This is a genomic window from Halotia branconii CENA392 (assembly GCF_029953635.1).
Classification (GTDB): Bacteria; Cyanobacteriota; Cyanobacteriia; order Cyanobacteriales; family Nostocaceae; genus Halotia; species Halotia branconii.
On sequence record NZ_CP124543.1, the window covers coordinates 5,032,879 to 5,054,981 of the forward strand.

General features: G+C 40.8%; 19 protein-coding genes, 1 tRNA gene and 2 pseudogenes. 11 read left to right on the plus strand and 11 right to left on the minus strand.

Annotated elements, in window-relative coordinates:
* Positions 1 to 113: 113 nt before the first annotated feature.
* Genes QI031_RS22025 through QI031_RS22035 form a run of 3 tightly spaced genes read right to left on the minus strand, consistent with a single transcriptional unit; the run spans position 114 to position 2,885 of the window.
* Positions 114 to 1,223: a precorrin-8X methylmutase gene (locus QI031_RS22025; RefSeq protein ID WP_281481758.1), complete on the minus strand. Its 1,110-nt coding sequence runs from the start codon at positions 1,221 to 1,223 to the stop codon at positions 114 to 116.
* Entirely contained in the window at positions 1,220 to 1,783 is a 564-nt protein-coding gene (locus QI031_RS22030) for a hypothetical protein (RefSeq protein ID WP_281481759.1), read from the minus strand. The genes QI031_RS22025 and QI031_RS22030 overlap by 4 nt, the downstream gene beginning before the upstream one ends.
* A complete protein-coding gene (locus tag QI031_RS22035) occupies positions 1,770 to 2,885 on the minus strand; it encodes an AAA family ATPase (RefSeq protein ID WP_281481760.1) in 1,116 nt (371 codons plus the stop codon). Before QI031_RS22035 ends, QI031_RS22030 begins: the two co-directional genes overlap by 14 nt.
* 148 nt (positions 2,886 to 3,033) lie before the next feature.
* Between QI031_RS22035 and QI031_RS22040 the strand changes: the two genes are divergently transcribed.
* Entirely contained in the window at positions 3,034 to 4,956 is a 1,923-nt protein-coding gene (locus QI031_RS22040) for a heavy metal translocating P-type ATPase (RefSeq protein WP_281486097.1), read from the plus strand.
* Between the two features lie 59 nt (positions 4,957 to 5,015).
* Here the strand turns inward: QI031_RS22040 and QI031_RS22045 are convergent, their stop codons facing one another.
* The 3 genes from QI031_RS22045 to QI031_RS22055 form a co-directional block, all read right to left on the minus strand.
* Entirely contained in the window at positions 5,016 to 5,225 is a 210-nt protein-coding gene (locus QI031_RS22045) for a type II toxin-antitoxin system HicA family toxin (RefSeq protein WP_281481761.1), read from the minus strand.
* Positions 5,222 to 5,425: a type II toxin-antitoxin system HicB family antitoxin gene (locus tag QI031_RS22050; RefSeq protein ID WP_281481762.1), complete on the minus strand. Its 204-nt coding sequence runs from the start codon at positions 5,423 to 5,425 to the stop codon at positions 5,222 to 5,224. The genes QI031_RS22045 and QI031_RS22050 overlap by 4 nt, the downstream gene beginning before the upstream one ends.
* A 238-nt stretch (positions 5,426 to 5,663) precedes the next feature.
* Positions 5,664 to 7,301, minus strand: coding sequence for a helicase HerA domain-containing protein (locus QI031_RS22055; protein WP_281481763.1), 1,638 nt, complete (start codon positions 7,299 to 7,301; stop codon positions 5,664 to 5,666).
* 171 nt (positions 7,302 to 7,472) lie between these two features.
* Between QI031_RS22055 and QI031_RS22060 the strand changes: the two genes are divergently transcribed.
* Positions 7,473 to 7,751 carry a hypothetical protein gene (locus QI031_RS22060; RefSeq protein WP_281481764.1) on the plus strand — a complete coding sequence of 93 codons (279 nt, stop codon included), beginning with the start codon at positions 7,473 to 7,475 and terminating at the stop codon, positions 7,749 to 7,751.
* A 63-nt stretch (positions 7,752 to 7,814) separates the two neighbouring features.
* Here the strand turns inward: QI031_RS22060 and mfd are convergent, their stop codons facing one another.
* Positions 7,815 to 11,372: a transcription-repair coupling factor gene (mfd, locus tag QI031_RS22065; protein ID WP_281481765.1), complete on the minus strand. Its 3,558-nt coding sequence runs from the start codon at positions 11,370 to 11,372 to the stop codon at positions 7,815 to 7,817.
* Between the two features lie 208 nt (positions 11,373 to 11,580).
* Between mfd and QI031_RS22070 the strand changes: the two genes are divergently transcribed.
* Positions 11,581 to 12,909, plus strand: a complete 1,329-nt coding sequence (locus QI031_RS22070) for a hemolysin family protein (protein ID WP_281481766.1) — start codon at positions 11,581 to 11,583, stop codon at positions 12,907 to 12,909.
* Positions 12,910 to 13,086: 177 nt separating this feature from the next.
* On the opposite strand, the pseudogene QI031_RS22075 reads toward QI031_RS22070, so the two are convergent.
* Positions 13,087 to 13,332 (minus strand): annotated as a pseudogene (locus QI031_RS22075) (aldo/keto reductase); the annotation flags it as partial.
* A 182-nt stretch (positions 13,333 to 13,514) separates the two neighbouring features.
* Here QI031_RS22075 and QI031_RS22080 point away from each other — a divergent pair.
* Together QI031_RS22080 and QI031_RS31630 are read left to right on the plus strand one after the other, a co-directional pair.
* The gene (locus QI031_RS22080; protein ID WP_281481767.1) at positions 13,515 to 13,754 is read left to right on the plus strand and encodes a hypothetical protein; all 240 of its coding nucleotides are present in this window, start codon (positions 13,515 to 13,517) and stop codon (positions 13,752 to 13,754) included.
* A gap of 143 nt (positions 13,755 to 13,897) precedes the next feature.
* Positions 13,898 to 14,017, plus strand: a pseudogene (locus QI031_RS31630) (type II toxin-antitoxin system RelE family toxin); the annotation flags it as partial.
* Between the two features lie 41 nt (positions 14,018 to 14,058).
* Here the strand turns inward: QI031_RS31630 and QI031_RS22090 are convergent.
* Positions 14,059 to 15,342 carry an ankyrin repeat domain-containing protein gene (locus QI031_RS22090; protein ID WP_281481768.1) on the minus strand — a complete coding sequence of 428 codons (1,284 nt, stop codon included), beginning with the start codon at positions 15,340 to 15,342 and terminating at the stop codon, positions 14,059 to 14,061.
* A 363-nt stretch (positions 15,343 to 15,705) separates the two neighbouring features.
* Here QI031_RS22090 and QI031_RS22095 point away from each other — a divergent pair, with 363 nt between their 5' ends.
* Positions 15,706 to 16,173, plus strand: coding sequence for a DUF4079 domain-containing protein (locus QI031_RS22095; RefSeq protein ID WP_281481769.1), 468 nt, complete (start codon positions 15,706 to 15,708; stop codon positions 16,171 to 16,173).
* A 321-nt stretch (positions 16,174 to 16,494) separates the two neighbouring features.
* Here QI031_RS22095 and QI031_RS22100 read toward each other — a convergent pair whose 3' ends face one another.
* Entirely contained in the window at positions 16,495 to 17,151 is a 657-nt protein-coding gene (locus QI031_RS22100) for a DUF1997 domain-containing protein (protein ID WP_281481770.1), read from the minus strand.
* A gap of 179 nt (positions 17,152 to 17,330) precedes the next feature.
* Between QI031_RS22100 and QI031_RS22105 the strand changes: the two genes are divergently transcribed.
* Positions 17,331 to 17,987, plus strand: coding sequence for an SDR family oxidoreductase (locus QI031_RS22105; protein ID WP_281481771.1), 657 nt, complete (start codon positions 17,331 to 17,333; stop codon positions 17,985 to 17,987).
* A gap of 554 nt (positions 17,988 to 18,541) precedes the next feature.
* Positions 18,542 to 19,327 carry an FHA domain-containing protein gene (locus QI031_RS22110; RefSeq protein WP_281481772.1) on the plus strand — a complete coding sequence of 262 codons (786 nt, stop codon included), beginning with the start codon at positions 18,542 to 18,544 and terminating at the stop codon, positions 19,325 to 19,327.
* 468 nt (positions 19,328 to 19,795) lie between these two features.
* Here QI031_RS22110 and QI031_RS22115 read toward each other — a convergent pair.
* Positions 19,796 to 19,868 (minus strand) — tRNA-His (locus QI031_RS22115).
* 122 nt (positions 19,869 to 19,990) lie between these two features.
* On the opposite strand from QI031_RS22115, the gene QI031_RS22120 reads away from it, so the two are divergent.
* The 3 genes from QI031_RS22120 to cobA all read left to right on the plus strand — a co-directional run bounded on the left by QI031_RS22120 (position 19,991) and on the right by cobA (position 22,085).
* The gene (locus QI031_RS22120) at positions 19,991 to 20,371 is read left to right on the plus strand and encodes a DUF4359 domain-containing protein (RefSeq protein WP_281481773.1); all 381 of its coding nucleotides are present in this window, start codon (positions 19,991 to 19,993) and stop codon (positions 20,369 to 20,371) included.
* Positions 20,372 to 20,574: 203 nt separating this feature from the next.
* Positions 20,575 to 21,309: a sirohydrochlorin chelatase gene (locus tag QI031_RS22125; protein ID WP_281481774.1), complete on the plus strand. Its 735-nt coding sequence runs from the start codon at positions 20,575 to 20,577 to the stop codon at positions 21,307 to 21,309.
* Between the two features lie 29 nt (positions 21,310 to 21,338).
* The gene (gene cobA, locus QI031_RS22130) at positions 21,339 to 22,085 is read left to right on the plus strand and encodes a uroporphyrinogen-III C-methyltransferase (protein ID WP_281481775.1); all 747 of its coding nucleotides are present in this window, start codon (positions 21,339 to 21,341) and stop codon (positions 22,083 to 22,085) included.
* The last annotated feature ends 18 nt before the right edge of the window (positions 22,086 to 22,103 follow it).

Sequence of the window (22,103 nt, forward strand, 5' to 3'; positions counted from 1 at the left end):
ATAATTAGTTATAATTCCCGCATCTGTGCAAAAAGCATGAAACCCTCTTTCTCCCTGCTCCCTGCCCCCCTGCGGTCTTAATGACAAGTATTTAACCTGACACGATATCAAGCCTATTTCCTGGTATAACAATGACAATCTGGTTTCTCAATTAATGATTCAACTAAAGCATTTAAAGAAGTAGCAGCTAACAAACCACCGCCTAAAGTACCTTCAATGGTAATAAATGGTATATCTTGTTGCATCAGTTGTCGCTTGGCTGCGGGAGCGTGACTAAAACCAATTGGCATCCCAATTACTAATGCTGGCTGAATTTGTTGCTGATTAATAGCTGCACACACTTCTAATAGCACCGAAGGCGCATATCCAACCACTAAGATGCAACCTTTAGTGACTTGCTGTAATTTTTCTTGCCATTCTTGACGCTGCCAAAATTCTAATTCTGCTTCTGTGGCTGTGGTGACATGAGGGTTATCAATCAAAGTTATAACTTGACAACCTAAATGAACTAATCTAGTTTGATCTAAAGCTGCCCCAACTGTGGGGATATCTACAAAAATTTCACAGCTTGATTTGAGAGCTTCCCGGCTAGCAGCGATCGCTGCTTGACTCAATTTGATAAAAGATACTAAACTCACATCACCACAAGCTAAAACCAGCTGCGATATCAAGTGTTGTTCAATTTCAGAACGCTCAGACAAGTCAGGTAGTAAGTGTTGTAAAGATTCTGCAAAAGCTTCCGAATGACTATGAACTTCGGCATCCAAGCCACTCCACAACTTATCTAGTTCTCCCAATCCGACTTGGGTTTCTACTTCTATTAACTTGAGTTGAGCCAGTACTTCAGCTTGCATAACTTGACAATGGCGATCGCGTCCTAATAATCCTTCTAGGGCTGATGCAGTTTGTCGCAGTTGAGCAATTTGCTGGATTACTGTTCGATATTGTTGTTGGAGTTGTCCCATCAAATTTACGGTTGTATCTGTTTCTGGTTCCACTTCCAAAATGTGGCGAATATGGTTGAGTTGAAACCCTTGCTGTTTGAGTGCCACAATCCGTTGCAACCTGATCACATCTTTTTGTGTGTAAAGGCGATAATTGCTAGGCGATCGCACTGGTTGTGGTAGTATCCCCAATTGATGGTAGTGCCTCACCATCCGCGGAGTTAAACCGCCACCTACTGCGTCACTAAGTTCTTTAATGGTTAAACAACTAGCATTCATAATTTATCTAACAACGGTAAAATTCTTTGTAATTCTCTACAAGCTATCTGAAGGGATGGCGGTGCATTGTTATCTAAACCCTGGTAACACTGGTTTACCAAGTGTTCTACATGGGGCTTACAAGCTGACTCATTGTTAGTGAATTTTGCATATTTTGTTTCTTCATCAAAAGTTTCTCCACGTAAATAATGTATCCAAGTTTCAATATTTCTTTTTGGTACAAATATTGCTATGGCTTCATCAGGCTGGCGAACTTGTTGTGAATCTGCTATCAATGCATCATCTAATTGCTTCAGTCTTTCTTCCACCGTTTTTTTATCTGCATCAATTAACACTACTAGCATTCCTAAAAGATAATTTTTGCTGCGTAATGCTTTAACCTCTGTGGCATAATTTTCCCTAACAAATTGCTCTCCTGCTCCTTTTGCTTTGTTTACACAGATTTTGATTCTGATATTTCTATCTAGAATAAACCCTCGCTTTTTCAAAAAATAACGAGCAAAAGCCTCTTGTTGCCTATCCTCACACAGAATCACAATCTGTACCCTACGCTGGCTCATACAGCCATCCCCGTGCAATTAGTTCTGAAATTGGTAAACCAGTATTTTCAGCAACTTCATTACTAATTTTTCTCACTCGTACAGGAGCATTCATTTGACGTTCAAACCAATAACCCATAGGTGATGCTAAAAGATAATTAATTAATTCAGGATGATGGGATATGAGCAAAGCTTGTAGCTTTCCTTCACTACAAAAGTCATAAAGTTGTATTAACCAAGGCTGAATTTCTGTTAGGGCTAAAAAATTTTCTGGTTCATCTATACACAATGTGTAGTCTTCTGATTCTGTACAATATAGGAAAGTATAGAGAGCAAAAAGCGCTTTTTGCCCATCAGATAGTTCACTTAAACGATAATCAATTATTCTTGTCTGATCCTCATTGGCTGAAAATTGCAACTTTAAAGTTCCAAATTCTTCACTTAAATATTCAAACTTTATTCCTACTAAACCATCCAATAAGGAATTTAGTACATTAATTAAATCTTCTGATTTATGTTTATTTTTAGTAATATAACGATACCAAGAAACAAAATTTTCCATTTTCCAATTAAGCTGTACTTGTTCTTTTGAACTACCATTTTTCATGAAGCTAGGAATAATTTGTACAATAATTAATCGTTCCATGCGATTTTGAAACCACTTCAGTTTTGTATTGCCAGTTTCTAGTAGTAACAAAATTGCAGAATGAGTTGTAGTAAGAGGAAATTCAGATATATGTGAATTATCATCAGCAAGTTGTACCTTGCCGTTCTCAATATTTAATAAAAGGTTATTCTTGAAGTACAGACGCTCATATTTAACATGGCAATTATGTTGTATATTATGTTCAATAGCAAGTTCATATTTGTAATCGCCACCATTTCCAGAAATTTCTAGCTCAAAACGTTGAATTAGTGAAGGCTGCCAGCGTGTGCAGTCAGAATATTTAAAAACTTCTCCTGCACCACAAGAAATAGTTAAAAAGGTTTGAATTTTTCTCAAAGATTCAAAAACAGTTGATTTTCCTGAACCATTAGCACCGATAAATAGGTTAATTGAGTCAAAATTCAGTTCAAAATTTACCAAGCCACGAAAGTTATCAATATAGATTCGCTTTAGCATAAAATTTTATCCTTATGATGTAGTGCCATAAGTTACAAAAATGGCAATTTAGTAGTATGTAGGTTCTCATATTTAAACTCCTACACTCTTGACATTAACATTGATGTTAAGGTTTAGGTTGAGAGAAGTCCCAACTCAATCAACTCTCATGCTCTACCCCCAGCGTTTTACCCAATTCACCAAAGAACATGCAGATACCTTAGCAGCCCTATTTTGTGGGTTTTTGTTGTTTCTTGGGTGGTTTGCTTTGCATCTAGGTTCGCTAGGCTGGGCAATGCTATTGTTACCTGCTGCTTATGTGATTGGTGGTTACGAAAGCGCCCGTGAGGGACTAACAACACTAATTAAAGAAAAGGAACTAGATGTAGATTTGTTGATGATTGTGGCAGCCCTTGGTGCAGCTGGCTTGGGTTTATGGCGCAGGGAATATCATCTTATTATTGATGGGGCAATTTTAATTCTCATCTTTGCCATTAGTGGCGCACTAGAAGGCTACGCCATGCGACGGACTGAGCGTAGTATTCGCAGTTTAATGAGTTTGACACCAGACACAGCCAGGGTTTTATTTAAAGGACAAGAAGAAATGCTGCCCATCAACCAGTTAAAGGTGGGGGATGAAATTATTGTCAAACCAGGCGAACTAATTCCTACTGATGGAGTGATTATTTCTGGTTACAGTACCCTTAATCAAGCTGCAATTACTGGTGAATCTTTACCTATAGAGAAAACTATAGGTGATGAAGTATTTGCAGGTACACTTAACGGGTACGGGGCGCTAAAACTCCAAGTACATAAACCAGCATCAAGTAGTTTGATTCAGCGTGTAATTCGCTTAGTAGAACAAGCACAAACCCAAGCACCACCTTCTCAAGAATTTATTGAACTGTTTGAACGCAAGTATGCGCGAGTAATTGTAATAGCTGGGGTGTTATTGGCTATTCTGCCTCCATTTATTTGGGGCTGGGACTGGGAAACTACAATTTATCGCGCTTTAACTTTTTTAGTTGTAGCTTCTCCTTGTGCGCTGATGGCTGCAATTATGCCTACATTACTTTCGGGAATTGCTAATGGTGCAAGACAGGGGATTTTGTTTAAAAATGGGGCGCAGTTAGAAAAGATTGGCAAAGTTCAGGCGATCGCTTTTGATAAAACTGGTACTCTAACAACAGGACAGGTACAAGTATCTCAAGTAATTGCTAATAGTAATTACTCGCAAAAAAATGTATTAAAAATAGCAGCAGCTTTAGAGTCTAATTCCGAACATCCTATTGCTCAGGCTATTATCCAGGCAGCCGGTGATTTAGGCGGAATGCGGGGAATTGAAGTACAAGCTATACCTGGACAAGGAATTACAGGGATTGTCAACAACCAACAGGTGATTGTAGGGAATGTAGCTTTTGTACAACAATATGTTAGTCAGTTACCAGAAGAATTAAAAGATTTAGTCGCATCCTTGGAACGAGAAGGGAAAACCGTTGTTTGGGTAGCACAGGAAAGTAACAAAAATGAATATGAGATCGTAGGTGCGATCGCGATTGCAGATATACTACGCCCAGAGGCAGCCTCAACTATTGCGCGTCTGCGGCAGATGGGAATTGCAGAAATTATCATGATTACAGGAGACAACCAACGAACTGCTGATAGTTTTGCCCAAGCAGTGGGAATTGAGCGAGTATATGCCGAACTTTTACCTGAAGATAAACTAGATGTGATTCGTAGTTTGCAAAAACAATATCAAACTGTGGCAATGGTAGGGGATGGCATTAATGATGCACCCGCCTTAGCTCAAGCATCTGTAGGTATTGCAATGGGAATAACGGGTAGTGATGTCGCCTTAGAAACGGCAGACATCGTGCTAATGGCTGATAAATTAGAGAAGATTGTTGCAGCAATCAAATTAGGTAGGCGATCGCAAGCCATAGTCAAACAAAATATAGTAGTAGCCCTAGGATTTATTATGGTACTAATCTTGGGTAACTTTCTAGGAAATGTTAACCTACCCATTGGCGTAATTGGGCATGAAGGTTCTACAGTCTTAGTTACTCTGAGTGGTTTGAGATTGCTGAAATAAAAGTATCTGGATTGTGAGGCTGCGTAAGCGTAGCCAAAAATTCCTTGCATAATTCACAATTACAATAAATCTTCCTCTGATAGCTGGGCTACTTTCATCAAGGCTCTCAAGGTTCCAACTTTCAAATCTTGATTGCGGTGAACAGGAATTGACAGGATTTGTTCTGCTTCAGAGTTTTCATAAATATGATGACTACCAGTAATTCTTCGTAAAACCCAGCCTTTTTGCTCTACAATTTTACAAAGTTGCTTGCCAGAAATTGATTTCATATAGCAATTTCGACAACTTGATCTGTTGACTTAACTGTACTGCGACTATTGGCAACATCAAGCCAACCTTCAATAGCATCTTTCAAATTAGCTATTACTTCTTCTATTGTTTCTCCTTCAGTAACACAGCCGGGAAGCGCGGGAACCTCTGCCCAATAGCCGCCTTCTTCTGCTGGATGAATGATTGCTTTAATTTTCATACATTTATTAAGCTAGTTTTTCAGAATGTGTTGATAATCATAACTTGCACAGTTTTTCACTGTAGCTGTTTAAATTAATCTTAAGCATAAGTTTAGAGAGCTTCAGTTATAGTTGCCAATCGCTACGAAAGTCATAACATACCAATTATTTAGGTTATCAGGCTGCGATCGCTCTCAAGAGCAGAAATGGTAAAGTTTGAGTAGAAACGAGTGTTGAGTTTTCTGGTATCAAAATAAATTAGGTTGAAGAACAGCGATTACTAATTTCATCATAAAATTTTGCATCGTAAGATCGTGTTTGTAACACTACTGGTGTAGTAATTCCGTAACCAAAAATGAGAGCTTGTTGGCTAGAATTGAGCTTGGACATCATAGAACGTAAGTTTTGATTGCTAGCAACATCGGTAAATATTGCATTAATATCTTCATGATTAAGAAAACCAGTAATACGAGTACCAAGCTCAGACATCACTTCTTTATCAATCCTTGAAGGATATCGCTCTACAATAAATAAAGTGATGTAGAACTTCCAAGATTGACGAATAAGAGTATGAAAAATAGTATTACGAACTGTGTTGGAGTTTAGCAAGTGATGAGCATCTTCAATGGTTATTACTAGGCGGCGGGGTGCATCTTTCTGATTCTTTGTTTGCCAAAACTTTTCAGTTTTCTTGACATAGTAACTGTGAATGCGCCTACAAATCATATTTGCGAGCAACATATAACAGAGCATATCCGATTGAGGACTAAATTCCACCACAACATTCTTACCTGCTTCCAACGAACGTAAAATTTGATTAATATAATTATGCAGTACAACAGTCCTCATATTTTTTAGAGAATCCAGTCGCAGTAATTTGCGCTGCAATGCCATAATTGAATCTTTGTTTCCTCGCTTCTCCTGACAAAACATCTGGATTTCATCATTAGTCATATTCAACAATTGGGTAATCCAAGACTTGCCAAACTCCGTATACAAGATGTTAGCGTTATCCAGATTATCTTCAGATATTCCTAATTCATGACTAACTAATTTTATATCTTCTACTTCAATTTGATCGTAACTGAGATAGAACTCTTGTACATCAAGTACACTTCGGCAAAGTACAGATTCAGTATCAGTAACGTAAGTTTCTACTTCATTAGGAAACAGATTACGCAAGCCTTTTGCTGTATTAAATTTCTGATTACGCAATGCAGTTTCCCTTCCATACTCAGAGTGGAGATCGAAAATTAAATTCACAGATGCTTGTTGGTGAATAAGACCCGATAGTAGCAATTTAGTCAGGAATGTCTTGCCCGTTCCTGAGTTACCAAACACGCCAATATTATTTTGTAAAATGCTATCTAAATCTAAATAGATAATACTACTTGTATCAATTTCTGTTCCTATTGCAAAGCTGCGCTGATGAATATTATCTGCTCTACTAAATACAGACTGAGAATCATCATCAATGACATTATTCTTTTCTATTTTAGGCTGTTTTTTATACTCTAATTTTTTCGATTTATCAGTTTTCCTAGATTGCCATTCTTTATCAAACTCCCTTAGATTTATTTGTTGATCTTTACTCCAAAGTCTTAAAGCAAAGTGCCAGTAGTCTTTTCCTCTTGTATGGAAGCGTCTATCTTCAAAAATATTCAAGTCTTTAAGACGATTGATAGCTTCATAAAAATGACTTTGTTGTTCAAAGTGAGCCAGATTTTGTATAGATCTTCGCTGTGTTTTAACAATTAACTTAGGTCTACTATCCTCATCCTCCCACTTGTATTGCAACTGGAGGTCTTCGCGGTAACTCAAAACATAAGATAGCAATTCTTTTAACAAATTTCTGACTCGATATTGAACATCTAAACTCCAGCTACTTTTTGGCATAGGTAAAGTAAAATAATTATTTTCAGAAAGTTTGGGAACGTCCCAAACTGAAATAGATTCCTAAATTCCCTATCCTTTATTCTAAAAGACTTTAATCCTTTAGCTAATCCCCTATTCCATTAGGAAGTTCCCAAACTCTAACCTCAAACTATTGCTATTGAGGTTAAGTGAATGAAAGTAGAAACTCAATTCTTGACTCCTACAGAGATTGGTAGAGAATTAGAAAAACTTATCAGTAAAAAAATAAGTGGGATTCAAGTCAACAGACTACTACAAGAGATCAAATTGCAGCGCAAGGTTGCTAATTTATGGGAACCCACAGTTTTAGGTCGGGAATTAAGCGTAATTCTGCCTTACATTGGTAAGAACAAGCATTCTGGCTTTCAAGTGAAATGGAGTACTGATGTAATTGTGCTGCTTCAATACCAGATAGAGTTAGATGCCGATTAATGTTTCATGAATTTTTATTTTCAGGAGTAAATAAAGAAAATTTGTTTGCTCCTAACTAATGTATCAAACTACAACTGCCTCTCCCATAGCCCCTTGCATTTTATGCATTGCATCAATCAAACTTTGTAATTGTTGGTCGGCTTTCATCACTGCTAAACCGCGCACTGTAACTTTACCAGGTGAGTAAACAAAACGCGTTTTGAGATGTTCTGGTAAGTTCGCTGCTAATAAATTCCAAGCAGGTTCTTCCATTGGGGTTTCTAAAATTACATGTTGTTTATTCTCTGGTTTGATGCGGCTAAATCCTAACTTTTTCGCTAATTGTTTAAGTTCCATTACCCGTAACAATTGATTAGCTGGGACAGGTAAAGTACCATAGCGATCGCTCCATTCGGCAGCAATTTGAGTTAATTCTTCTTTTGATTTCACTCCGGCTACTGCCCGGTATGCACTCATCTTTTGGTCTAAATCAGGGATGTAATCTGCGGGAATAAATGCTGTGAGGTTAAGGTCAATTTGCGTATCATCAACTTTGGGAATTTCTTGACCGCGAATTTCCCGAATTGATTCTTCCAGCATTTCCATATACAAATCAAAACCGATCGCATCCATTTGACCAGATTGTTCTGCACCCAGCAAGTTACCCACACCCCGAATTTCCATATCGCGCATCGCTAACTGATAGCCAGAACCTAGCTGAGTAAATTCTTGAATTGCCCGTAACCTTTGTCGTGCCGCGTCAGATAATGCCCGTTGCTTGGGATAAAATAACCAAGCATGAGCTTGTATACCTGCACGTCCTACACGACCACGCAATTGATACAGTTGCGATAAACCAAAGCGGTGAGCATCTTCAATTAAAATGGTGTTGACGCGGGGAATATCTAAGCCAGATTCAATAATTGTCGTACATACCAAAATATCTGCATCGCCATTGCTGAAAGTCAGCATCGTTGATTCCAACTCGCTTTCATCCATTTGACCGTGGGCGATCGCAAATCTGCCTCCTGGTATCATTTCTCGTAGATTGGCTGTTGTCTCTTCGATGCCTTCAACTCGTGGCACAACATAAAATACCTGTCCGCCTCTGTCTAATTCTTGACGAATTGCACTGCGGATGCTTTCGGAGTTCAGCGGTGAAAGATGGGTTTTAATTGGTCTTCTGGTAGGAGGTGGGGTAGTAATCAAACTCATTTCCCGAATCCCGGATAAAGACATATATAGGGTACGGGGAATAGGAGTCGCAGAAAGGGTAAGTACATCAACTTGAGTTTTCAGGCTTTTAATTTTCTCTTTTTGGTTAACGCCAAATCGCTGTTCTTCATCCACCACCAACAGTCCCAAATCACGAAAGGATACACCTTTGCCTAAAAGTTGGTGTGTGCCGACAACTATATCTAATTCACCGTTTGCCAATCGTTTTTGAATATTGCGGCGTTCTTCAGCACTGCGGAAGCGATTAAGTAAGCCGACGTTGACAGGGTAAGGAGCAAAGCGTTCTTTGAGGGTGTGATAGTGTTGTTGCGTGAGAATAGTTGTCGGTGCTAAAAGTGCAACTTGTTTACCAGAGGTGACAGCTTTGAAAATAGCGCGAATTGCCACTTCTGTTTTGCCAAAACCGACATCACCGCATACCAAACGATCCATTGGGCGATCGCTTTCCATATCTCGCTTCACATCTTGCACAGCTTTTAGCTGGTCTGTTGTCGGTTGATAGGGAAAAGAATCTTCCATTTCCTCTTGCCAAGGCATATCTGCGGGATAGGAAAAACCTTCTTGTTTGGATCTTGCAGCATAAAGTTTGAGCAAATCCACCGCCAACTTTTTGATCGCTTTGCGGACTCGGTTTTTGGTATTATCCCAAGCTTTACCAGTCATCTTGTGCAGTTCTGGGGCTTTATCGCCATTGGCGCGGAATCGGGATAAAGAACCTACTTGGTCAGCGGCGACTCTCAGTAAACCGTCAGCATACTGTACTACCAAATAATCACGGGTTTCATTGTTAATAGTTAGACTTTCTAACTTAACGAATTTACCGATACCGTGACTTCTGTGAACTACATAATCACCTGGACGCAGCTTGTTGGGGTCTACTTGCTTAGAGGTAGCTTGGCGGCGCTTGCGGATATAGCTAGGTGTCGCTAGGGAATGTTGCCCATAAAATTCACGATCAGTAACGACTACCAAGCGGAACGTCGGTAGAATAAATCCTTCAAGTTCCGCCAGACCAGAATATTTCAGGGCGACTGGTATATGGTTGATATTTAGCTTATCAATTGCTTGATAATCACGGGGGTTGGGGATAAATTGCGCCGGACAGTCATGTTCTTGTAATAAAGAAACAGAACGGGAAGGCTGAGCAGAAATCAACCAGATCGAAAAATTGCGATCGCGTTCTTGCCTGAGTGTTTCTGCCAGCTTACCAAACTGGTGCGGTGTAACTGGTACAGACCGACTTGCTAAATTAATGCCGCTATTTTCTTCCGCCAGTTCCGATAAATATAACGTTTTAAATTTGGCAACATCAGCCAAACATTCATCAAAAGACCGATGGATTTTTGGCAATCCACTGACAACTGACAACACTTCGACAAGCTCAGTGCATCGCTGATCACTGACAACTGACCACTGTTCTTGTGCATTTTCTACCCAGCGATCGCTATGAGCATGACATTGTTCTGGTTCGTCAATCGCAATTAAAGTATTTTCGCTCAAATAGTCCAGTAAAGAAGCTGGTTTTTCAAAGGCTAATCCCAAAAAACGACGGCTACCTTCCAGTAACTTTGAGTTTGCGGTATTAAGTTCCAAATCAGCATCTAACTCAGCCGTTAAAGCTTGAAACTGAGGATTATTTTGCAGTTTTTCCGCAAAAATGGCGGCGAAACTAGTAGGAGTTAGAATAACTTGGTCAATTTTGTCAACAGCAGAACGTTGAGTTGCTGGATCAAACTCCCGGATTTTCTCGATTTCATCACCAAACCATTCCAGTCGTACTGGCAACTCCGATGAAACTGGGAAAATGTCAACAATATCACCGCGCCGACTCCACTGTCCTTCTGTTTCCACCAAAGGCACTCGTTCATACCCCAAAGTGGTGATTTTTTCGCTGAAGGTCTTGAGGTTAAATTCCATCCCTGGCTTCAGGGTAAAGCAAAATGGTGTAAAGGCTGCCGGAGGTGGTAGATGAGGTTGTAGCGCCCCAGCAGTAGCGACAACGGCTATTTTTGTCGTTTGTCCATTATTAGTTGTTTGTGGCAACTGACCACTAACAACTGACCACTGACTACTGACCAAATCCGCTAAAACCTGCATTTGTCCCCAAGTCATTTCCGTTTCGGGGTCAAAAGGTTCGTAAGGAGACGCTTCGGAGGTGGGATAAAAATGTACAGTTTGCCATCCCATCATCTCCAGTTGTGCGTAAACGCGTCCGGCTTCCTCTAGAGTTGGCACTACTACAAATAAATTTTTGCCGGAATTTTGCGCTAATGCCGAAGCCACCAAACCTTTAGGTAAGCGAGAGATGCCATTTAACCGTAAATCTTGCTGCCGATTGAGTTTAGTTAGTAATTCAGTGCTGAGTGGCGATCGCCCCAAGGCACGCACAATAGAAGAGAAGGCCATAAGTTTTGCTACAGTGGGAAGTCGTTGCCGATCAAAAAATCTAAAGACAGTTGCTATTCTCTATTTTAAAAGTGTTAACAGTTCTGTTATTAATTCTGTGGAAGAATTAAAACTACTACTTTATGCTTACTTAAGGCATTTATAGGAATACCTTTAATACGATACTAATGATTAACTCAGTTCGCTCTGATCAGCGGCAATTCTAAATATGTCCTCCATCACTTTTGAAATTTTAATCATTTTGGTATTAATTATTGCCAACGGCATTTTTTCAATGTCTGAGATGGCGGTTGTTTCGGCACGCAAGGTAAGGCTACAACAGCTTGCCAACCAAGGAGATGCTAAAGCAAGGGTGGCATTAAAACTAGCTGAGTCTCCAAATCATTTCTTATCCACTATTCAAATAGGTATTTCCCTAATTGGTATCTTAACTGGTGCTTTCGGAGGAGCAACAATTGCCAGCCGACTAGCTGTCTACGTGCGACTTGTACCGTTCTTAGCACCTTATAGTGAACCACTCTCTTTTGGGATAGTTGTTCTGATTATCACTTATTTGTCTCTCATTATTGGTGAACTAGTGCCAAAGCGTCTGGCACTAAACAACCCAGAACGGATTGCCGCGATTGTTGCTATTCCGATGCGGGCTTTAGCAACCCTGGCTTCACCAGCAGTACATCTTTTAAGTACTTCTACGGATGTGATAGTGCTAATGTTGGGCATTACTCCCTCTACTGAACCGCAAGTTACCGAAGAAGAAATTAAAATTTTAATAGAACAAGGCACGGAAGCCGGAACCTTCGAGGAAGCGGAACAGGATATGGTAGAGCGAGTCTTTCGCCTAGGCGATCGCCCCGCCAATTCTTTTATGACACCCCGTCCTGATATTGTCTGGCTAGACTTAGACGACTCTCCTGAAGAAAACCGTGAAAAGATGGCCGAAAGTTCCTATTCGCGGTATCCAGTTTGTCAAGGAGGACTCGATAATGTACTAGGTGTCATTCCTGTCACCGACTTACTAACCCAGAGTTTCCGGGGTGAAACCTTAGACTTGACTATCGGATTACGGCAACCTGTTTTTGTGCCAGAAAGCACCCGTGGTTTGAAAGTTCTGGAAATGTTTAAGCAAACTATCACTCACATAGCACTGGTAGTAGACGAATACGGTGTGATTCAAGGGTTAATTACTCTTAACGACATCATGAGCGAAATCGTCGGTGATGTACCAGCCGAACCAGGACAAGACGAACCACAAGCTGTACAGCGAGAAGATGGTTCCTGGCTTGTGGATGGGATGTTAGCTGTAGAAGAGTTTTTTGAACTTTTTGAAATGGAAGATTGGGAATCTGATGAACGAGGCAGCTACCAAACACTAGGAGGTTTTGTAATTACCCATTTGGGTCGCATCCCCGCCGCCGCAGATCATTTTGAATGGCAAGGTATGCGGATTGAGGTGATGGATATGGATGGCAACCGTGTTGATAAGGTGCTAGTTGTACCAGCGCCCAGTCAAGTAGTGGATGTAACAACAGCCGAATGAAAGAGGCAGAGGGGCAGGGTGCGGGGGGCAAGGGAGATGAAGAAGAATTGGGGAAAGATAATGTCTCCCTGTCTCCCCATCCCCTTGTCTCCCCATACCCTTGTCTCCCTGTCTTCCCCTGCCTCCTCTGCTTCCCCTGCTTGCCCAAATGTATCAACTTTAAAGTGAAACGGTATGACCTGGGGTTTCCTCCCAAGATGGTAAATTGGTTTGCCAGGTTTTTACCCAGTCTTCTCCCAAAGTGGCGATCGCTTCTGCTTTTAATCTCGCCAAAATTGCAGGTAAAATTTCGGATGAGCGATCCAACAGTTCTAAAGTTTTCAGGTGTTCATCAAAATCTTGAGGTTTTGCTGCTCCCAAACTCAGAGTATGCACTTGGGGATGACTCAGACAAAACAAATCATTAAACACCATCGGACTTAAAAAGCCTTATACAGCATAGATACGGGATAGATACGGGAGGACACCAGCAGCAGACACCGCAGACACGAAATGTCTATCAAGTGTCTATGAAATCTCCGCTTTTACTTTACTGTCCGTAAAATAGGATTGTTATATACGTTAACCACTACATTTAGATTATTAACAGTTAAAGAGGTCTAAAAATGAAAACCGAACACGAACGCGAACAGTTAATCAACGCAATCAACCTACTGTTACATCAAGCTTATGACAGTACTTTAGAAGAGATTTACGCACTACTAAAAAAAATCGAAGATGAAGAGGACGAAAACGATTTAAGAGCGTATCATGCTGCTAAAAGTGATATAGACAATAATAGTCTTATTGCATGGGACGACATGAAAAAGGAAATCGCCAATGAAAGAAAAAAGGACGTAGCGTGATCTACGAAGTTAAATGTACCAAGGGTGCGAGAAAAATGTTTAGAAAACTCTCTCAAGAATTGCAAGACCGCATACAAACCAAAATAGATGACTTAGCAATATAACCACGTCCCAACGGAGTAAAAAAGTTAAAAGGTGAAGAAAATTCCTATCGAATTAGAGTAGGTGATTATCGCGTTATCTACGATGTTTTTGATGATGTTTTATTGGTAAGTATTGTGGAAGTCGGACATCGTAGTGAGGTAGATAAAGATGAAAATTAACAAGCAATAAAAAATTAGAGCTATCGCCTATGGTCTTCACGCTATTCCTCTGCTCCTGCTTTTTGTAAACTCCTTACTACATTTTGATATCCATTAAATTCCGCAATCATTAAAGCAGTATAGCCACCCCGGTTTTTAAAATTCAAATTTGCCCCAGCTTCGAGCAATATCTGCACAATTTCAATATAACCAGCTGAGGCAGCCCACATCAATGCTGTCGCCCCTGCGGAGTCTCGAAAATTGACATCTGCTCCCCTTGATAGCAACAGTTTGATTATTTCTGTATATTTGCGTTCGGTTGCTTTGATCAAAGCAGTTTTACCATCATCTGCTGGAATATTGGCATCAGCGCCATAATCTAGCAATATTTTTACTGTATCAATGTATCCCTGAGATACAGCCAGCAACAACGGTCTTTCACTCAGGTTGTTGCTATTAATATCTGCTCCAAAACGTAGTAATGCTTCCACGATTTGGCTGTGTCCCTGCAATGCTGCTACCAATATTGGTGTATCGCCCAGGTGATTTTGAATTTGCACATTTGCACCCCGGCTCAATAACACTTGCACTACATCTATGTAGCCTTCTACAACAGAGAGGTGTAGGGCTGTTTCACCATCTTGGTCTTGGAGATTAATCTGAGCGCCTTGATTTAATAAAGCAGCTGCGATCGCACTATGCCCTGCTGCTGCTGCTGCCAGGAGTGCAGTTCCACCATCCCCATTCTTCAAATCTACATCAGCCCCTGCATCTAACAATGCTTGCAACCCATGTAGATTTCCCAAGTCTGCTGCTATGGTCAAAGGCGTTTCGCCTTCTTCATCTTGAGCATTGACATCTACACCACTTTGTAATATTAATTTTACAACTGCTGTATGTCCATGTTTCACAGCCAGTTTTAAAGCAGTGTCATCATCTTTATCTGTGAAATTTACTTTAGCCCCAGCTGCCAATAAAACTCGCACTACTTCGGTATAACCTTTAAGTGCGGCTGCCATTAAAGCTGTACTACCATCTTCATTGGTAGCATCAACATCAGCTCCTCTAGATACTAAAAGCTGCACAATATCGAGCCGATTAGCACTAGCAGCCAACATTAAAGCCGTTAAATTATAGCGTTTTCGAGGCAAATTAATATTTGCCCCAGCATCCAACAGCGATCGCACAATTTCGGTGTAACCTAAATTAGCAGCAAACATTAACGCAGTGGTTCCATCGCGATCGTCCGCGTCAACCTTAGCACCAGTACTTAGTAGCGCACACAGTTGTTTGATATCGCCACTTTTTGCTGCCTTTAGTAGCAAGACATCGTTATTTTCTGTCATGAATAAGTCCCGCATCAGCAGGTTTTGTTCGTCTAGTCTCAGACTAAATTCTGAGATCGTTTAACCACTTTTGCAAGAGGTCTATAGGGAGCAGGGGGCAGAGGAGCTGAAGAAGCAAGGGAGCAGGGAGCAGGGAGAAAAGGAGAAAGAAAAGGCAGGGGGCAGGGAGCAGGGAGAAAAGGAGAAAGAGGTAATTTTTCTTCATTCCCCTCTGTACCCCGCACCCTGCCCCAATTCCTCTTCTTCATCTCCCTTGCACCCCGCACCCTGCCCCAATTCCTCCTTCCCATGCCCCATGCCCAATGCTCCATGCTTAAAGTTATACTAATTTTTATGAAGATTTAAGAATTGGGTGAGAACACAATGATAGAACTGTCCCCTTCGGTTAAATTTGGGCTAAACTTTTTTCACCCGCTGCTTATGTGGGTACTTTTAGCATTATCACTTTATGCGGCTTACCTGGGGCTGCAAGTACAGCGTACCAGAAACGCTCAAGGAGACGAGAAAAAAGAACTAATTAAAGGTAGATATAACATCAAACACTACCAAATTGGTTCCATCATCCTGGCTGTGATGGTAACAGGTGCAATTGGAGGTATGGCGGTCACTTACATCAATAACGGTAAGTTATTTGTGCAACCTCACCTTCTAGCAGGACTTGGGATGACGGCTTTGATTGCATCTTCTGCTGCTTTGTCTCCTTTTATGCAAAAAGGGGCAAACTGGGCGCGGATGACTCACATTTTATTAAATTTTGTGCTTTTAGGGCTTTTTACTTGGCAAGCGATTACCGGCGTACAGATTATCCAAAAGATTCTCACAAAGGCATAGGGCATAGGGAAGAAAAGGAATTGGGGCAGAAGAGAAGTGCGGTCTTGGGGTCTCCCCCTCCGGGTTCGGCAGTCCAACGCCAGTCGCGCCTGGGGGAAACCCCCATGACCGCGCTGGCTCCTCTTTGTTGGAACAACAAGACCGGGCTGCCTCACCAAGTGGAGCAACTTCGGGGTGCGGGGTGCAGAGGGTAATGAAGAAAAATAATTACCTCTTTCTCCTTTTCTCCCTGCTCCCTGCCCCCTGCCTTTTCTTCCCCCTGCTCCCTGGTTACTGAGCGCAGTCGAAGTATGCTCCCTGCTCCCCTGCCTCTTACTTGATTCACCACTTTTTTTTATAATTGCCAGAAAAGCATATATCTAAAGATTGGTGAAAATCTTCCTGGACTTTACGAGTTAAGCGGCGAGAGACTTGACGGACAATTTGGTTTAGTAGGCGATCGCCTGTAGACTGGATCAAAGACTGAGGTAATCGTTGAATAAATCTAGGAAAGTGTAGATCAACTACTAAATCCAATTCCCATTCAACTAACGTCATCTCAGTACAATTTTCTTTTAGCTGTAGTGATGCCCGATAGTCTACATCGTAACCAGGCGGATGATAATCAGGAATGGGGATTGTCCGAATACGGTAGACCCCTTCATCTTGGGGTAATAGTTCTAAACCAATTTTCGGCTCTACTTCATAACCAAAAGAGCCAAAACGACCAATAATCAGAGCGTAACCATTTTCACCCAAAGGTTGTACCTTCATCGGTTCTGCACAACGCGAAAACCATGAGGCGTGAGCATCAAGATATTCAGCAACTTGATATTTTGGGGCGCACATTGCCATTGAGTCGCTATAACGTCCGTAAAACTTGGTTGGTGTTCCTACATTTGATTCTGTAGGTGTTACTTCGGCTGCTGGGTTTGACGCTACGGGTGACACTGTTTCTGTTATATCGAAAGATTGATATTCGCCGTTTGTTAAAAGCATGAATAGATTCCCGTATACTTTGGCGTTTGTCTATATTAATAATTCCCAGTTTGTTTGGGTCATTTAGCAATGAAGTACCATTTTTGACTAAAACTCAATAATCTATCACAAACTTCATAGAATCACTAAAATTAAAGAACTAAACAGTCACATATTAGTTTCCCAGGATAGCGTTAATCATGAAAGCATTTGTAGCAGGAGCAACAGGTGAAACAGGTCGTCGCATCGTCAAAGAACTGATAGCGCGGAATATTCCTGTTAGAGCTTTGGTGAGGGATGTCGAGCAAGCTAGAGCTATTTTGCCTCCTGAAGCTGAGTTGGTAGTAGGCGATGTATTAAAGCCAGAAAGCCTAAACGCTGCTTTGGGAGACAGTACAGTTTTGCTGTGCGCTACTGGAGCAAAACCTAGCTTCGACCCTACAGGCCCTTATAAAGTAGATTTTGAAGGAACTAAAAATTTAGTGGATATCGCTAAATCTAAGGGAATTGAGCATTTTGTCATGGTTTCTTCTTTGTGTACTTCTAAGCTGTTCCATCCGTTGAACTTGTTTTGGCTAATTTTGGTTTGGAAAAAACAAGCAGAGGAATACATCCAAAAAAGTGGTCTGACTTATACGATTGTGCGTCCTGGGGGGCTAAAAAATGAAGATAACACTGATGCGATCGTGATGCAGAGTGCTGATACATTATTCGATGGTAGTATTCCTCGGCAAAAAGTCGCCCAAGTTTGCGTAGAATCGCTACTTGAACCCGCTGCACGCAATAAAATTGTTGAGATTGTTGCTAAACCAGAAGCTACCTCTAAAAGCTTTGAGGAGTTGTTTCAACAGTGTTAAGCTCATCCCACCCCTGGAAGGGGCGGGATTTCGTGTCAGTTGTTAGTTGTTTTTGCTATTCACCACACTTCGGCTAGCGGTAGTTGAATCTCGACTTCGCGGCAGTTGAGCGTAGTCGAAACTTGATTGCCACGCAGCGCTGCACTGACTTGTGCTGAGTTTAGCCTGAGCGTTGGTTGCTGAGCGTAGTCGAAGTAGCCGTTGGTGCAGCCTCTCGTAGAGAAGGGCGCAGTCGAAGTAGCCTGTCGAAGTGTCGAAACTCAGTGCATCGCTGACTACTGACACCTGACGGCGACAGGCCAACTATTCCGGACACTCCTCGTTCGCGAGACTCGTCTCTGAAAGAGAAGAAGTAGGTTTCCGTCACCTTTTGATGATTGATACCAAGTTACAGTCAAATATGGTATTCCTTCCGTCATTGCGACTGGAACAAAGTGGAAGGAAGCAATCTCATCAACCTTGAACTACTACAATAGAACGTAAATTAGTATTAGGACTGCTATATATACTCCGTTTAAATTTAGGACAAGCTAAAGAAATTCAAAAAACAAGCCATGCAAAATTTCAATAAATTGAACACTACAGGGTTGAGTTTAGAGCTATTGCATGTCCAAACTAATACTTCTTTTGATCTACCAGCAAATTTTGCTGTAGTTCATATTGGTAAACCAAATGACCAAAGTCCACCTGATATTGATGTTTCTAGTTTGCCAGATGCTGATGTGATTTCTCGCATCCATGCACAAATCAATGTAGAAAAAAATAATTATTTTATTAAAGATTTAGAAAGCTCTAATGGAACATTTCTTAACAACGTCAAGCTTGAACCTAGAACTCCTTACCAATTGAAGTTAGGAGATAAAATTGACCTTGGTCAAGGTGCAAAAGTCACATTTATATTTCAAAATCAACAAGAATATCCACAAAACTTTATTCCTACTGCTAACTCTACTAGATTTCAATCTCCAATTACCGAGAATAATAGACAAGCTACGGTAGATAAGACAACGAAGCTTGTAGGCTTGGCTTTAATGGTTACAGCCGTTGTCATTTTAACTGCAAATATTCAAGTGGGGATTTTATTTCGTATTCCTGGTATTTTGCTATGTTGTGCTGGGGTCTTCGTGCTTTTTCAGCGGCGAGTTAATCAGAATTTAGGTTGGATTTTAATAGCCCTAGGGATTGCAGTAATTATATTTACTGGTAATATATTCGCGTCAGTTAATCTTTTAGTAATTTTGGCGTCATCGATTTTATTTTTAGCTGGCTACCAACTATTTACCATCGGTAAAGTTTTAGATTACGATTTGCGATCGCTCAAGGCATTAATTAAGAAGTAGTCGATAATTAAAGAAGCAGCAAAGTATTTATTCACCGCTGCAATTTTGTCACAAAATTTAATATAAATAAGGCCGGTTAATATGGCTAACAACACACAAAATTTAGCACCTTCTGACCACAGTATAGGTAATATCTTGATTATCTCTCTACTCGCTCTCTGTGGGCTGACTTTCATCATTCTTTTAGGAATTTTCTAACACTAGTCTGTGCGTTCAACAAGATTTATTTGGGAGCAGATTAATCATATCTGCTCCATTATTGAATTTCTTAAACTATCTTTTGTAAAACCGTTATCCTAATGTGAATAAAGCAATTTTACTTATATAAATAAAAAATTCTATAAGATAACATAATAATTTTCTTGACAAAATAGCTGAAAAACCAACTTTCTACTTAAATGGGATTTATTTTTTGTGGCAAAGACTCTATGTTTTTAGATCAATGCCACATTGTTGGTGATAATATAGGGCGAACGATGGGACTCGAACCCACGAATGGTGGTACCACAAACCACTGCCTTAACCACTTGGCTACGCTCGCCATTCAATAATCCTGATTATACAATTTTTTGGGGAAGGGATCAAGAGTTTTTTCCAGGAACGGACTTAGTTAATCTAGAGTCTTGAGAGCCTAATGACCACAATGAATCACAGTTAGAAAACATGAAAGCCTTGACAATTATGGCATATACGGGAGTAGCAGGACTAGCCGTATTAGGTGTGACAATGGCCAAAACTAATCCTAGTCAAGCTGAATATGAAGAGTATGCAGTACAACGACTGACCCAATACTTAAAAGAGGATGTTTGTAAGAAAACATCAAAGTGGATAGAAAATCTAATACATTCAAGTTGTGACAAAATGGTAGATTCAACTAGCCCCCGGATGAAAGAAGTTCTGGCGTTGACTACGCAAAGACAAGATTTTATTTTTTTTAGTGTTTATCGTACAGATTTCAAGCTGAGTAATTGGATACCTTCGTATAAATTTGAAACAGTAGGGGCATTGAATAACTTTTATACCTACACCGCTGAACAGCAATAAGACAAGAAGCCAGGGGAAATTCTAGAATTAATTAGGTACAGGGCGATCGCATTCTCAGTAAATGATAATCTACATTTAGTTTTGGATGACACAGTAATTGATATAAAACAGGGTGTGGAGTGTAGCGATGGCTAGAAACAAAAACTGTTTTTAACAATAGGGTACTGTTAGACTAAAACATATCCTGTTTGCTTTAATATCTAATGTCATCAGCGTATCTGCTGGTATCCCACGGAAGTCGTGACCCACGCCCAGAAATTGCTATGCAGCACTTAGCAGGGCTAGTGAATCACAAACTGCAAAAATCTATATCTCCACCCAAGTCTGAAAATATTGTCGGTATAGCTTATTTAGAAATGAGTTCTAAGCCTCTGCACGAGCAGATTACGAAATTTGCTCAAAGTGCTTTGGCTGGCGGGTGTAATCGCCTGAAAATCATCCCGCTATTTCTCCTACCAGGAGTTCATGTAATGACAGACATACCAACAGAAATTGCACTGGCACAACAGACTTTTGGTCAAGATATAATAATTGACCTGGAACCACATTTAGGCAGTAAACCTGGTTTAGAGAAATTGCTGACAAAGCAAATGGCTACTATCAAAACACAAGCATGGATTCTTTTAGCTCATGGTAGCCGCCGTCCTGGCTCACAACAACCAGTGGAAACAATGGCGGCGAATCTGGGAGCAGTCAGCGCTTATTGGGCTACATCTGGTAGTTTAGAATCGCGGGTAAAAGAATTAATTGCGGCTGGTAAAAGGGAAATTGCAATTTTGCCATATTTTCTATTCACAGGTGGCATCACAGATGCGATCGCCCAGTCAGTAGAAGAGTTAAAATTACATTTCCCCACTGTGACTTTCCAATTGGCTCAACCTTTGGGAGCAAGTGCAGAATTAGCCGATCTAATTTGGGAATTGATACTATACACGTAAACTGCAAAGAAAAAGAGGGGTCAAAATATTTGGGAAAGGTTTATTTAGTCGGTGCGGGGCCAGGAGATCCAGGATTAATGACCCTCAAAGGCAAAGGCTTGTTGGAATGTGCAGATGTAGTTATCTATGATGCCTTAGTTAGTCCGGCAATTCTGGCAATGATTAATCCCCAAGCAGAGCAAATTAACGCTGGTAAGCGGATGGGGAGACATTCACTCTTACAAGCACAAACAACCCATCTGCTAATAGAAAAAGCCCAGGATCATGCAATCGTAGTGCGGCTTAAAGGCGGCGACCCGTTTATCTTTGGTCGTGGTGGCGAAGAAATGGCAGATTTAGTCAAAGCAGGAATATCTGTAGAGGTTGTGCCGGGAATTACATCGGGGATAGCGGCTCCAGCGTACGCAGGCATACCTTTAACCCATCGATCGCATAGTTCATCGGTCACATTTGTTACAGGTCACGAGTCAGCGGGTAAGTATCGTCCACAAGTAAATTGGCAAGCGATCGCCCACGGTTCCGAAACGATTGTAATATACATGGGAATCCACAATCTACCTTATATTGTGGAACAGTTAAGTATAGCTGGACTAAGTTTAGAGACACCAATTGCTTTAGTGCGTTGGGGTACGCGACCCGAACAAGAAGAATTAATTGGTGAATTGGAGACAATTGTTGAGCAAGTTGAAAAGACAGGATTTGAAGCCCCTGCGATCGCAGTAATTGGACAAGTAGTAAATATGCAAAGTATTTTGTCTAGGTGTCGTCCAGTTTGAGCATTGACGTAAAAAAAG